Genomic DNA, 13549 nt, shown 5'->3' with positions numbered 1-13549 from the left:
GCCTGGATTTGCAGCGGGAGCAAACGGCTCCTGCCAAATGTTCTTTTGCGAGCGCATCTTAGTTATCAATGCGCGTATTTACTGTGAAACATCGCACACAATGTTACATTTTTATTACAAAGAGGCGAAAGCGTGCATTGAACGACGCTTTATTTTCGTTTTTTGCTCGAATTTGCTCGCAATCAAACATTTCGTTCTTTATTTATGGCTGAATACCTGTAAATAAAGCAGGGATAAAGGGAGCGCCAGGTGAGCAGAGAAACGGACGTAATTATCATTGGCGGAGGGGCTACCGGAGCCGGAATAGCGCGCGACTGCGCCCGCCGCGGGCTTAGCGTGCTGCTGCTGGAACGCCACGACATTGCCACCGGCGCTACCGGGCGCAACCACGGCCTGCTGCACAGCGGCGCGCGCTATGCGGTGACCGACGGCGAGTCCGCTAAAGAGTGCATTGAGGAAAACCGCATCCTGCGCCGTATCGCCCGCCACTGCATTGAGCCCACCGACGGCCTGTTTATCACCCTTCCGGAAGATGATTTAGCTTTTCAGGGCGGGTTTATCGCCGCCTGCCGCCGGGCGGGAATCAATGCCGAAGCGCTGGAGGTAAAAGAGGCTCTGCGCCTCGAGCCGTCGGCTAATCCAGCGCTTATCGGCGCGGTACGCGTCCCGGACGGAACGGTCGATCCCTTCAGGCTCACCGCTGCCAACATGCTGGATGCCAGAGAGCATGGCGCAGAAGTGCTCACCGGCTGCGAAGTTACCGGCCTGATTCGCGAAGGGGCCAGAGTTTGCGGCGTCAAAGTCTTCAACCATTTGACCCGCCAGCCCGATGAATTGCGCGCCGCCATGGTGGTCAACGCCGCCGGGATTTGGGGGCAGCATATCGCCGAATATGCCGATCTGAAGGTGAAAATGTTCCCGGCCAGGGGCGCGCTGCTGATCCTCGGGCATCGCATTAACAATATGGTCATCAACCGCTGCCGCAAGCCTGCGGATGCCGACATTCTGGTGCCGGGCGACACCATCTCGCTTATCGGCACCACCTCCACCCATATTGATTACGACCAAATCGACAATATGCGCGTGACCGCCGACGAAGTGGATATTCTGCTGCGCGAAGGAGAAAAACTGGCGCCGATCCTTGGGCAAACCCGCATTTTACGCGCCTATGCCGGCGTGCGTCCTCTCGTTGCCAGCGATGACGACCCAACGGGGCGCAGCGTCAGCCGCGGAATAGTGCTGCTCGACCACGCCGCACGCGACGGCATGGACGGGTTTATAACCATTACCGGCGGCAAACTGATGACCTATCGCCTGATGGCAGAGTGGGCTACCGACCTGGTTTGCCGTCGTCTTGGCAATACCGCACCCTGCACTACCGCCACGACTCCTCTTCCCGGCTCCGAGCAGACCTCGGAGCAAACGCTGGGCAAAGTCATTTCTCTTCCCCCAACTATTCGCGGCTCGGCGGTCTGGCGCCACGGCGACCGCGCAACCCGCATGCTGAATAACAGCCGGTTGAGCAACAGCCTGGTGTGCGAATGCGAGGCCGTCACCACTGGCGAGGTGCGCTACGCAATCGACGCTCTGGGGGTAAAAAGCCTGGGCGACCTGCGGCGCAGAACCCGCGTGGGCATGGGCACCTGTCAGGGTGAGCTGTGCGCCTGCCGTGCGGCCGGGCTTTTGCAGCGCTTTCAGCAGACCACGCCAGCCCAGTCGCTGGAACAGCTTTCCCATTTTCTTAACGAGCGCTGGAAAGGCGTGCGCCCCATAGCCTGGGGCAACGCCCTGCGAGAAAGCGAATTTACCGCCTGGGTTTACCAGGGGCTTTGCGGCCTGGATAGCGGAGAACAAGGATGAAATTCGACACCATTATTATCGGCAGCGGGCTGGCGGGGCTGACCGCCGGAATACGGCTGGCAGAGAGCGGCCAGCGCTGCGCCATGATCAGCCGCGGGCAAAGCGCCCTGCATTTCTCCTCCGGCTCGCTGGACCTGCTCTCCACCCTGCCTGAAGGCGGCCAGGTTGCTGGCCTGGAGACGGCGTTAGATAGCCTTGCGCAGCAGGCTCCGCATCATCCTTATAGCCTGATGGGCAAAAAAACCGTGCTGGAACTTGCCGCAGAAAGCGAGCGACTGCTGGCCAGAGCCGGGGTCGAGCTTGAAGGTAGCTACCGGCAAAACCACCGGCGAATAACGCCGCTCGGCAAGCAGAGAGCCAGCTGGTTAAGCCCTCCTGAAGTCCCGCAGGCTCCGCTGCCGTGGCAAAAAGTGACGGTGATTAATATCGCGGGCTTTCTGGATTTTCAGGCCGAGCTGGTTGCCGGTTCGCTGTCGGACTCGGGCTGCGCGGCGCACGTTGCCGAACTCACCCTGCCCGCGCTGGACGTCCTGCGTAATAACCCCAGCGAGTTCCGGGCGGTCAACATCGCTCGCCTGCTCGACCAGCCTCAGAACCGCCAGGCGCTGACGGAAGAGCTTAAAATGCTGCTGGGCAGCGGGGAAGTGATGATCCTGCCCGCCTGCATCGGGCTGGAAGGCGATACCGTCTCTTCCCTGCAAAAAGCCCTCGGCATCCCGATTAAACTGCTGCCAACGCTGCCGCCTTCGGTTCTCGGCATGCGTCTTCATGAGGCCCTGCGCCGCCGCTTTCAGTCGCTTGGCGGGCTGCTGATGCCGGGCGATGCCGTCACCGGCGCACGGCTCGAGCAGGGCTATATTCGCGCCCTGTTCACCAAAAACCATAGCGAAGTGCCGCTGCGTACCGGCAACGTTATTCTCGCCAGCGGCAGCTTCTTTAGCGGCGGGCTACAGGCGGACAGAGAGCGTATCTTTGAGTCAATTTTCGGCCTGGATATCGACTCCCCGATGGCTCGAGCCGAATGGAGCAACGAAGACTTCTTTTCGCCGCAGCCCTGGCTGCAATTTGGGCTAAAAGTCGATGAGCACTTTCACCCCTTCCACCAGGCCACACGGATGGAAAATTTGTACGCAATTGGTGCCGTACTCGGCGGCTTTGACCCCATCGCACAGGGATGTGGCGCAGGCGTTTCGCTGCTAACCGCCCTGAGTGCCGCCCGGCAAATTCTCGCTACCGCGGAGGAAAGCCATGAACCTGCTTGATGAAACCAGCTTTGAAAGCTGTATTAAGTGTACGGTCTGCACTACCGCCTGCCCGGTTAGCCGGGTTCGCCCGGAATATCCAGGGCCAAAACAGGCCGGGCCGGATGGCGAGCGGCTGCGTCTCAAAGATCCTTCTCTGTACGACGACGCGCTGAAATACTGCACCAACTGCAAACGCTGCGAAGTCGCCTGCCCTTCTGAAGTTAAAATCGGCGATATTATTCAGCGCGCGCGCGCCAAATATGGCGAACACAAACCTTCCCTGCGTGACGCCATTCTCAGCCATACCGATTTAATGGGCACGCTCTCCACGCCTTTCGCCCCGCTGGTTAACGCCACAACCGGCCTGAAGCCGGTGCGCAAGCTGCTGGATAAGGCTCTAAAAATTGATTCGCATCGGGAACTGCCTAAATACTCTTTCGGCACATTCCGCCAGTGGTATCGCGGCCAGGCGGCCCATCAGGCCAGCTTCGGGCAGCAGGTTGCCTTCTTCCACGGCTGCTTTGTTAACTACAACCACCCGCAGCTTGGCAAGGATTTAGTGTGCGTCTTCAACGCGATGGGCATCGGCGTACAGTTATTGAAAAAGGAAAAATGCTGCGGCGTACCGCTTATTGCCAATGGTTTTATTGATAAAGCGAAGAAACAGGCGACGGTAAATGCGGCTTCGCTCCGCGAGGCGGTGGAACAGCGTGGTTTACCGGTCGTTGCCACGTCATCAACCTGTACTTTCACGCTGCGCGATGAGTATCCGCACTTACTGGGCGTGGATACCGGCCCAATCCGCAATCAAATCGAACTGGCAACGCGTTATATCTGGAAATTACTGGAGGAGAATAGCAGCAGGCTAATGCTAAAAAGCACGCCGCTGCGTATCGCTTATCACACGCCCTGCCATATGGAAAAAATGGGCTGGACCCTTTATTCACTAGAGCTGCTGCGCCGTATTCCCGGCGTGGAACTGGTGATTCTTGACTCGCAATGCTGCGGTATTGCCGGGACTTATGGTTTTAAAAAAGAGAACTACCCGGCGTCCCAGCTCATCGGCGCGCCGCTGTTTCAGCAAATAGAAGAGAGCGGCGTGGACCTGGTGGTAACCGACTGTGAAACCTGTAAATGGCAAATAGAGATGTCCACCAGTAAACGCTGCGAGCACCCGATAACCCTGCTGGCCCGGGCGCTCGCCTGACGCTTAGCGGCTAACGGACTCCACTACGTTAATCCAGCCATGATCGCTCTCAAGCGGCTGGCCGTTAAGCCAGCGGCGCAGTATGTTGAGGGCCATCATGGCGCAAACTTCCTGCCGGGTGGATAAAGCATGGCGGCTGACGCCAAACTTCACCCCAAGCCCGTATGCGCCGTGCGGCGTTGCGAGGGCAAAATTAATCTGCTGTGCCTCGGCTCCGGCGACGACCAGAGCGATATCAGCCTGTTTATGCAGGCGTTGCGCAATGCTGTACTCCAGCGCCGCATTAAGCGTATCTGCCTGAGCAGGCAGCACTTCGCTGGCCTGCAAAGCGGCCTGCTCGCGGGAAAGCTGCAGCGCCAGTAAGCCACCGGTAAACTGCTCGCTCAGGGTAATCGTCAGATTTTTTTCAGCAAGCCGACGGGAAATTTGCGCCGCCAGCCCTTCGGTGCCTTCAAAAATCAGGCTTTCACCGGCAACGCGCCTCACCTCCGGCCACACCGCTTCCATTGCCGCACGCTGGCCGGCGGGGCCGGTGAGCTTGAGTTCAATAATCGGCATTGACGAGCGGTAGCCCATCACCACGCCTTCGGGCAGAACCAGCGGATCAAGGCTCTGCGCCAGTTCGCTTTCAGAACGCCCGAAAGTAGTCAGGCGCAGGCAAACCGGCGGCTCCGGCAGCGTAAAGCGCTCACGCAGGCTCGGCATTATCTGCTGTTCAACCATAGCTTTAAATTCGGACGGCACGCCGGGGGTGAAATACATCACGCAGCGGTTCAGTTTTAGGGCAAAACCGCAGGCGGTGCCGACAGGATTATCGATCATCTCGCTTCCGGCCGGGATCTGCGCCTGTTTGCGGTTGCTCGGGGCCATCACCCGCCCGCGCTCGGCGAAGAATTGTTCCATATGGGCCAGCCATTCCTCATGTTCAACCAGCGCCACGCCCGCGGCAGTTGCCGCCGCCAGCGCGCTTAAATCATCGCTGGTGGGCCCGAGGCCGCCGTTAACAATCAGAATATCGGCTTCAAAACTGCGCTCTTTCAGCACCGAAACCAGGTCAGCAAGACTGTCACCCACCGTGTTGCGGCGCGACATCGGTAAGCCCTGATTAAAGAAATAATCGGCAAGCCAGGCTGCGTTGGTGTCAATAATTTGCCCGTACAGCACTTCGTCGCCGGTTGACAGCATTTCTACTTTTAACATCTTCTACTCCGCGGCAGGGAAACGCCCCACTATAGCGCAGACTGCGGGGGCCGACAGGCACAAAAAACGCGGCTAAAAGCCGCGTTGGGGGAATTAGAAGCTGGCGCTCACGCCGACATACGGGCCGTCGGCAACCGTATCGGTACGATCGCCGTCTTTGCCGCCAAGGCTGATGTAGCGGTAACCCGCCTGCACAGAAAACGGACGCATAAAGTTCCAGCTTGCGCCCGCGCTGGCTTCTTTATAATCCTTCACGCCGCTGGAGAGCGAGTCCGGGGAGTAGTAGTAATCGCCAAATACCGCGATATCGGGAGTAATTGGCCATCTCAGGCCACCGCCGGCCGCAAGGGCATAGCCTTCTTCACGTTTTTTCGGGTTCAGGTAAACGCCTCTGCCGCCCACGGTCGCCATCATCGGCCCCAGCGGGATGTTGAAACCAAGGCCAAGCCCGACGGCGTCGCCGTTATCGTCGTTGTGCGCATAGTTGCCGGTTACCGCAATGCCACTGCTTTCGGTGCCGAAACCCACGCCAATATTAGTGTATTCCTTGCCGACTTCGGCGCTGACGCCAATCGCGCTTGCACCAGCAGAGACCAGCAACAGACCCGCGCCGCCGGCTAAAAGTAATTTGTTCATTCCTTGGTTCCTGAAAATAGAGAAAGGGTAGCCCCTGAAAAACGCCAAATTGTAGCGCGACGCATTATCTATTCAACACGCCGGAAAATGCCAATAATTCCTTGATTGTAAGGAAATGAAAAGAACGGCTATCCCGTTACAAGATCAATGAACACCTGGCCCCGGTAGTGACAAAGTGTTTTAGCAATTTTAAAAGACGTATTTTAAAAGTGGTCTATATTTAAAGCTTTTTGTAACGACCGTATCCGGTCCCAAGGAGGCATTGATGAGCAAGAAAGGATTAACTACCGCCGCTGGCGCACCCGTTGCTGATAACAACAACGTTGCTACCGCAGGCCCGCGTGGCCCGATGCTGCTTCAGGATGTTTGGTTCCTTGAAAAACTGGCCCACTTTGATCGCGAAGTGATCCCAGAGCGCCGCATGCACGCCAAAGGATCCGGCGCCTTCGGCCATTTCACCGTGACCCACGACATCACCCGCTACACCCGGGCAAAGCTGTTCTCGGAAATTGGTAAAAAGACCGAGCTGTTCCTGCGTTTCTCGACCGTGGCCGGTGAGCGCGGTGCGGCAGACGCCGAGCGTGATATTCGTGGTTTTTCCATGAAGTTTTATACCGAAGAAGGCAACTGGGATCTGGTCGGCAACAATACGCCGGTGTTCTACCTGCGCGATCCTCTGAAATTCCCTGACCTGAACCATATTGTGAAGCGCGACCCGCGCACTAACCTGCGTAACCCGACTTATAAATGGGACTTCTTCTCGCATCTGCCGGAAGCGCTGCATCAGTTGACCATAGACTTCAGCGACCGCGGCCTGCCGCGCTCCTACCGCCATATCCACGGCTTTGGCAGCCATACCTTCAGCTTTATCAACAAAGACAACCAGCGCTTCTGGGTGAAATTCCATCTCAAATCCCAGCAGGGTATTGAAAACCTGATGGACGATGAAGCGGGAAAAATCATCGCGGAAGACAGGGAAAGCTCGCAGCGCGATCTCTATGAATCCATTGAGGCCGGTGACTTCCCACGCTGGACTCTATTCATTCAGATTATGCCGGAAGCCGAAGCGTCAAAAACGCCTTACAACCCGTTTGACCTGACCAAAGTCTGGCCGCACGGCGATTACCCTTTAATCGAGGTTGGCGTGCTGGAACTTAACCGCAACCCGGAAAACTACTTCTCCGACGTCGAGCAGGCAGCCATGTCGCCGGCCAACATCGTACCGGGCATTGGTTTCTCTCCTGACCGCATGTTGCAGGGCCGCCTGTTTTCCTACGGCGATGCTCACCGCTACCGCCTGGGCGTTAACCATCACCAGATCCCGGTTAACGCGCCGAAATGCCCGTTCCATAACTATCATCGCGACGGCGCGATGCGGGTGGACGGCAACAGCGGCAACGGCGCGACCTACGAGCCAAACAGCTTCAACGTTTTCCAGGAACAGCCGGATTTCAGCGAGCCGCCGCTCAGCCTTGAAGGCGCGGCAGACCACTGGAATCACCGCGAAGACACCGACTACTTCAGCCAACCGCGCGCGCTGTACAACCTGCTGAGCGAGGAAGAGCATCAGCGTATGTTCGCGCGTATTGCCGGTGAGATGAAGGACGTGCCGGAGAGTATTCAGACACGCCAGATTGCGCTGTTCAACCAGGTTCACCCTGAGTACGGTGCTGGCGTAGCGAATGCGCTGAAGGCATTGAAAACGGGTAAATAACCGGCCGCAGGGGTTACTCCCCTGCAACCCATTCTATCAATTTGCGGCGGGAGATTTTTATCCCGCCCTGTTTCAGCTCCTGCGGCAGCGCAAGCCAGCGCACCGGCAGTTGAAAACGCGGCAGCTTACCGTCAAGCCATGCGGCAATATCATCGAAGGTTCCTTCTCCGGCCAGCTCAACCACCGCTACCGGCCTTTGGCCAAATTCGACATCATCAACCGGCACCACAAATACCTGCTGAACGGCGGCGTGACCGGCAATAACCCGCTCAACTTCTTCCGGCTGAATGCCTTCCCCGCCGCTGAAAAACAGGTTGTCGAGACGCCCCACAATGGCGAGCCGCCCATCAAGCAAGACGCCCCGATCGCGGGTGGCGAACCAGCCCTTATCGTTGACCAGCGGAACAAGCTCGCCGCTGCGCCAGTAGCCGCTCGCCAGACTTTCTGCCCGCAGCCACACTTCCTCATCAACAATCTTTACTTCCCGCCCCGGCAAGGGTTCGCCGACATCCGGCTGGCCGTCGGCACGTTTAGCGCAAACCGTGGAGGCCAGCTCGGTTAAACCGTAGCCGCACCAGCAGCGAATACCGCGAGACTCCGCCTGCTGTGTTAACTCAACAGGAATAGCGGCTCCGCCCAACAACACCTCCCGCAAGTCCAGCGTGCCGGGCTGCTCCAGTAGACGCCATAGCTGGGTCGGCACCAGTGAGGCATGGGTACAGCTTCGCAAGGCTTCCGCCAGAGGATGCGAAGGCCGCACCACCAGCTCTCCTCCGGCATACAGCCAGCGCCAGAATATGCCCTGCCCGGAGACGTGAAACATTGGCAGAGAAAGCAGCCAGCTGTCCCCGGCGCGATAATCCATCACCGCCAGCACGCCTGCGGCGCTGGCAAGATGAGCAGAGGCAGTATGAACAGCCGCTTTGGGTAAGCCGGTCGAGCCTGAGGTGAGCGTCATCGAAGCAAGCCGGGAAGGCTGCCACTCGTCGCCCCATGGCTGCCACTCGTCGCCCCATGGCTGGGACTCGGCCAGCTTTAGCTCGGGCAGGCCCGGAACCGGCGGCTGGCCACTGTTTAAAGCTAAGCCGTAACTCAGCGTCAAACTCGGCAGTAATTGCCCGAGCAGCGCGTCGGGAAGCTGGGGATTAAGCGGCAGAATTCTGGCTCCGCATTGCAGCAAAGCCAGCCAGGCTAGCAGCGCCTGAGAACTATTTTTAGCCCTCAGCGCCACGCCATCTCCGGCCTTTAAGCCCTGCTGATGGAATCCACCGGCCAGGGCATCAACGCGGCTGCACAACGCCTGCCAGTTCAACGCCTGGTCTTCAAGGCGCAGTGCGATTTGCTCTCCCTTCTCCTGCGCCCAGTGCTGCCAGGGCCAGATGCCAAACTTCATCGTATGCGCTCGAGTTGTTCTGCGTTCAGGCAAGGAAGCGGGCTGCCCGGCCAGCGGCGCTCAAGTTGGGCCTGCATCAGCGACAGAGTATCAAGCCCTGGAATAGCGTCCGGCGTGAGCCAGGCGGCAATACGTGCAAGCTGGGTCAGACCCAGGCTCGACTCAATGGAAGAACTGATCACCACCTTCTGCCCAAGCCGATGCGCTTCGGCCACCTGCCGGCGAACCCTCTCCAGGCTGCCGGTCAGCGTCGGCTTGATGACTACGGCCACCACGCCAGGCTCAGCGGCGAAAATAAAATCGTCCTCGCGCAGGCTCTCGTCCCAGGCGATAGCAATCCCCGTTTCCCGGCTAAATTCCCGTGACTGATCGCGCGTTTTGCACGGCTCTTCGATAAATTCGATGCGCGAGCGATGAGCCGGGTTAACGTATTTGGCAAACTGCTGCGCTTTCAGCGGCGTCCAGCTGCGGTTGGCGTCAAGGCGCAGCTGAAGGTCTGGAACGGCCTCCAGCAGCAGGTTAACCACCATGCCGTCTCGTACCGCTTCGTACAGCCCAACCTTCACCTTCGCTACTTTTTCACCGGGCATGTCCGCCAGGGCAACAATCAATTCGTCCGGGTCGCCAGTACATAGCGGAGCCGCGCGATAATTGGCGGCCTGCGGCAGCTCGCCTTTCAGCTCCGCAAGGGCGCAGCTCAGGCCAAACGCAACGGACGCCAGCCCGGGCAATGCAACATCGCCCCCGGCAAGCCAGTGGTCAAGCCAGCCCTGCGCCTGCTCCTGCGCTTCAGGCAGGACTTCGCGACTGAAGCCCGGCAGCGGAGAAATTTCTCCCCAGCCGATAGCATCGCCTTGCGTCAGCCGCACCACCAGACCCTCACGCTGCTTCAGGCGCTGGTCGCGCAGCACTACGCCAGCCTCCATCGGAATTTGAAAGCGCCACAGCGCCGCGCTGCGCATTACGGATTCCGTTTGAATTTACTGAAGTCCGGCTGGCGCTTCTGGTTAAACGCGTTGCGGCCTTCCTGCCCTTCCTCGGTCATATAGAACAGCATGGTGGCGTTGCCCGCCAGCTCCTGCAGCCCCGCCTGGCCGTCGCAGTCGGCGTTGAGCGCCGCTTTAAGGCAGCGCAGCGCCATCGGGCTGTTTTGCAGCATTTCACGGCACCAGCGCACGGTCTCTTTTTCCAACTCGGCAACCGGCACCACGGTGTTTACCAGGCCCATATCCAGCGCTTCTTTCGCGTCGTACTGGCGGCACAGGAACCAGATCTCACGAGCCTTTTTCTGGCCTACGATGCGCGCCATATAGGATGCGCCCCAGCCGCCGTCAAAGGAGCCGACTTTTGGGCCAGTCTGCCCGAACACGGCGTTCTCAGCGGCGATAGTCAGGTCGCACATCATATGCAGCACGTGGCCGCCGCCGATGGAGAACCCGGCAACCATCGCCACGACAGGTTTAGGGCAGGTACGGATCTGGCGCTGGAAGTCCAGAACGTTGAGGTGATGAACGCCGCTTGCATCCTGATAGCCGCCGTAGTCGCCGCGTACTTTCTGGTCGCCGCCCGCGCAGAAGGCTTTTTCCCCTTCGCCGGTCAGGATGATGGTGCCGATATTGTCGTCATAGCGGGCATCTGCCAGAGCATCAATCATCTCTTTAACCGTAAGCGGGCGAAACGCATTGCGGACTTCCGGGCGATTAATGGTGATTTTGGCGATGCCGTCGGCGGATTTGTGATAGCGAATATCGGTGTAGCCTTCGGAGCAGTCCTGCCATTCAATCGGGGCGTAAAGCATTTGTTCATCAGGATAAATCATGAGAGATCCTTACAGGTCATAGTGACGAAAGAGGGTTAACAGGGCGGAGCTAAACGCGGCAGGCGCGTCGCGGTGAGCGTTGTGCCCGACGCCAGGAATAAGCGTGACCGGGCATGCCAGCTCTTTGGAAACGGCGCGAAATTTTTCGTCCCGTTCTCCGCACAGATAATGGAAAGGCGCAGCGAGATGGCTAAGCGGCTCGCGTAAATCAGGCTGGCGGGCAAGCGATGTGGCTTCAAGCATCTGCGCCAGAGAGCGTGAATCGTTCTGGCTACGCAGCGCCACCAGATGTTTGCGCTGTTGAGCATTAAGGGAGCGAAACACCAGCTGCCGATACCAGTCGTTGAGCACGGCGGGCAAATCCTCGTCACGCAGCCGAGCCGCCCAGCGGGCGTCGCCGAGCGCTCTGGCTTCCCGCTCATTTTCGCTTTGCAGGCCCGGATGGCTGCCTTCAACCACCAGCCCGCGCAGTCCGTGAGACTCAGGCTGGCAGGCGTGATACATCGCCAAGCGGCCGCCGAGGGAGTAACCCATCAGCCAGTAATTAAGTATGTTGTAACTATTTAGCGTGGCCCGCAGCCGGTTATCCACGTCCGCAAAGTCCTTCGCCTTTATGCCCGCCGAGCCGCCGTGGCCGGGTAAATCCACCAGCAATTGAGGCCAGTCGCTAAAATGCGGGCTAATCTCCAGCCATTCCTGATGGCTGCCGAGAAAGCCGTGCAGCCAGACAATCCACGGTTTATTCGGCTTATCTGCTGAACACGTTACGGCATGAAGGGTCATGCCTGACTGACCTGGGCCAGAAGGTGCTGTAGCGTTTGCGCCCCTTCGGTTTCCGGCACGGTGATTTCAACTATCGTGGCGCCGGGGCGCAGCCAGGCTCGCTTAATCGCCTCTTCCAGCGCCTGCCAGCTCGCAGGGTTTTGATACCCGAGTTCGAACATGGCGGCGGCGTGGGAGAAATTGACGTTCTGCGGCATGCAGTAAAAGCGCTCGCGCTCTTCGGCAGGCGTGGGCAGCAGTGAGAAAATCTGGCCGCCGTTGTTATTCACCACCAGCAGCACAAACGGGGCGGACGCGTGGCGAAGCAGCGCCAGGGCGTTGAGGTCGTAGAGCGCGGAAATATCCCCAACGATAGCAAGCGTGGAACGCGCCGTTGCCCGCTGCACGCCTGCCGCAGTAGAAAGCAGGCCGTCAATACCGCTCGCGCCACGGTTGCTGTAAACCGGGTAGCCTTCAGGCAATTGTGCGAAGGCGTCAATCAGCCGGACAATTAAGCTATTGCCCACAAACAGTTGGCCGCCTTCCGGCAGCAGCTTAGGTAAACGCTGGGCGACCTGGGCCTCGCCAAAGTTCGCCGTACCGGCCTCCACTTTCTCCAGCGTCTGCCAGGCAAGCGAGGTAAGCTCGTCGGCCCACGGGACGCGTTTTTCCGCCGGGTGTTTGTCCAGCCAGGATGTTATGTCGGCAGTCAGCCGGCGGCCACGGTGGTTTGCCGGGTCGAGGCGGCCGGGTAATTTATCTACCAGCCAGTACTCTTCCGGCCGGCAGGAAGACTGCCATTGCAGCACCCGTTTTCCGGTCAGGCTGCTGCCAAACTGAATAACGATTTGCGCCTGTTGCAGGCAGGTCACGGCCTGGCTATTGCTGAGCCAGAGGTCGGCGCACGGCAGCGGCTGGCCGGTTTGCGACAACACATCGCCAATCAGCGGCCAGCCAAGCATTTGCGACCAGGCCGCCACCTGCTCACCTTCGCTGGCGGAAAGCCGCCCGGCAACCACTACGCCACGCTTTTGTCGCCAGAAGAACCAGTCGCGCTGCTTAAGCACGTCATGACTGCCGGTCACTTCCCGCAGCCAGGGCTTGTCGCCTTCCCACCAGCCCTCAAGCTCGCCCTGCCAGTCCAGGCCGGTATCGTCGGGCGCGCCGTAAAGCGGCTCGGCAAACGGGCAGTTAATATGCAGCGCGCCGCCTCTCAACTGACCGACAGCGCTATCAACGGCGGAGACAACCCAACTGGCGGGGATGTCGTGCGTTGGGCGCGGAAGGTTCAGGGAGCTGGAGGGATGAGAGCTAAACAGGCCCGGCTGGCGGATAGCCTGATTTGCGCCGCAGTCGATAAGCTCCGGCGGACGGTCGGCCGTCAGCAAAATAAGTTTTTCGCCGGTTAGCCCGGCCTCAATGACGGCGGGATAAAGATTGGCGACGGCGGTGCCGGACGTCACGATAATAGCAACCGGTTCGCCGCTCGCTTTGGCAAGCCCGAGCGCCAGATGCCCAAGGCCGCGCTCGTCGAAATGGGTGTGGCAAATAAAACTGCGGTTTTCCGCCGCGCTCAGGGTCAGGGGCGTGGAGCGAGAGCCTGGGGCAATGCAGACGTGGCGCACGCCGTGCCGGGTCAATGCTTCGAGGATAACGCCCGCCCAGCGGCGGTTAAATGAGCTTATCGACATAATATTGTCCGCAGTCAATTTCG

General features: G+C 59.1%; 11 protein-coding genes. 4 read left to right on the top strand and 7 right to left on the bottom strand.

Translation table 11 applies throughout. From position 1 onward, the window contains the following. Positions 1-249: 249 nt before the first annotated feature. The 3 genes from glpA to glpC are packed head-to-tail and all read left to right on the top strand — an operon-like array spanning position 250 to position 4311. Positions 250-1860 carry an anaerobic glycerol-3-phosphate dehydrogenase subunit A gene (gene glpA / locus FOC35_RS15580; RefSeq protein WP_172569402.1) on the top strand — a complete coding sequence of 537 codons (1611 nt, stop codon included), beginning with the start codon at positions 250-252 and terminating at the stop codon, positions 1858-1860. Then, positions 1857-3122, top strand: a complete 1266-nt coding sequence (gene glpB / locus FOC35_RS15575) for a glycerol-3-phosphate dehydrogenase subunit GlpB (RefSeq protein WP_172569401.1) — start codon at positions 1857-1859, stop codon at positions 3120-3122. The genes glpA and glpB overlap by 4 nt, the downstream gene beginning before the upstream one ends. Continuing rightward, complete coding sequence (gene glpC, locus FOC35_RS15570) at positions 3109-4311, top strand: anaerobic glycerol-3-phosphate dehydrogenase subunit GlpC (RefSeq protein WP_172569400.1); 1203 nt, start codon at positions 3109-3111, stop codon at positions 4309-4311. The genes glpB and glpC overlap by 14 nt, the downstream gene beginning before the upstream one ends. Positions 4312-4314: 3 nt before the next feature. Here the strand turns inward: glpC and FOC35_RS15565 are convergent, their stop codons facing one another. Then, positions 4315-5511 carry a nicotinamide mononucleotide deamidase-related protein YfaY gene (locus FOC35_RS15565; RefSeq protein ID WP_172569399.1) on the bottom strand — a complete coding sequence of 399 codons (1197 nt, stop codon included), beginning with the start codon at positions 5509-5511 and terminating at the stop codon, positions 4315-4317. A 93-nt stretch (positions 5512-5604) separates the two neighbouring features. Next, on the bottom strand, positions 5605-6147 hold the full coding sequence (locus FOC35_RS15560) for a YfaZ family outer membrane protein (RefSeq protein WP_016537415.1): 543 nt from the start codon (positions 6145-6147) through the stop codon (positions 5605-5607). Positions 6148-6412: 265 nt separating this feature from the next. On the opposite strand from FOC35_RS15560, the gene katA reads away from it, so the two are divergent. Beyond that, positions 6413-7861: a catalase KatA gene (gene katA, locus FOC35_RS15555; RefSeq protein WP_172569398.1), complete on the top strand. Its 1449-nt coding sequence runs from the start codon at positions 6413-6415 to the stop codon at positions 7859-7861. A gap of 13 nt (positions 7862-7874) precedes the next feature. Here the strand turns inward: katA and menE are convergent, their stop codons facing one another. From menE to menD, 5 genes are read right to left on the bottom strand one after another with little or no spacing between them, the layout of a single operon-like run. Further along, positions 7875-9254 (bottom strand): o-succinylbenzoate--CoA ligase, encoded by a 1380-nt coding sequence (gene menE / locus FOC35_RS15550; protein ID WP_172569397.1) that lies wholly within the window; start codon positions 9252-9254, stop codon positions 7875-7877. Beyond that, entirely contained in the window at positions 9251-10216 is a 966-nt protein-coding gene (gene menC, locus FOC35_RS15545; protein ID WP_172569396.1) for an o-succinylbenzoate synthase, read from the bottom strand. Before menC ends, menE begins: the two co-directional genes overlap by 4 nt. Further along, positions 10216-11073, bottom strand: a complete 858-nt coding sequence (menB, locus tag FOC35_RS15540; protein WP_016537419.1) for a 1,4-dihydroxy-2-naphthoyl-CoA synthase — start codon at positions 11071-11073, stop codon at positions 10216-10218. Before menB ends, menC begins: the two co-directional genes overlap by 1 nt. Before the next feature lie 9 nt (positions 11074-11082). Next, complete coding sequence (gene menH / locus FOC35_RS15535; protein ID WP_172569395.1) at positions 11083-11856, bottom strand: 2-succinyl-6-hydroxy-2,4-cyclohexadiene-1-carboxylate synthase; 774 nt, start codon at positions 11854-11856, stop codon at positions 11083-11085. Further along, positions 11853-13526, bottom strand: coding sequence for a 2-succinyl-5-enolpyruvyl-6-hydroxy-3-cyclohexene-1-carboxylic-acid synthase (gene menD, locus FOC35_RS15530; RefSeq protein ID WP_172569394.1), 1674 nt, complete (start codon positions 13524-13526; stop codon positions 11853-11855). The genes menH and menD overlap by 4 nt, the downstream gene beginning before the upstream one ends. Positions 13527-13549: the final 23 nt, after the last annotated feature.

It is taken from the genome of Cedecea sp. FDAARGOS_727 (genome assembly GCF_012273235.1).
Taxonomy (GTDB): Bacteria; Pseudomonadota; Gammaproteobacteria; order Enterobacterales; family Enterobacteriaceae; genus Cedecea; species Cedecea davisae.
This window is presented reverse-complemented; position numbering and strand designations above follow the sequence as displayed.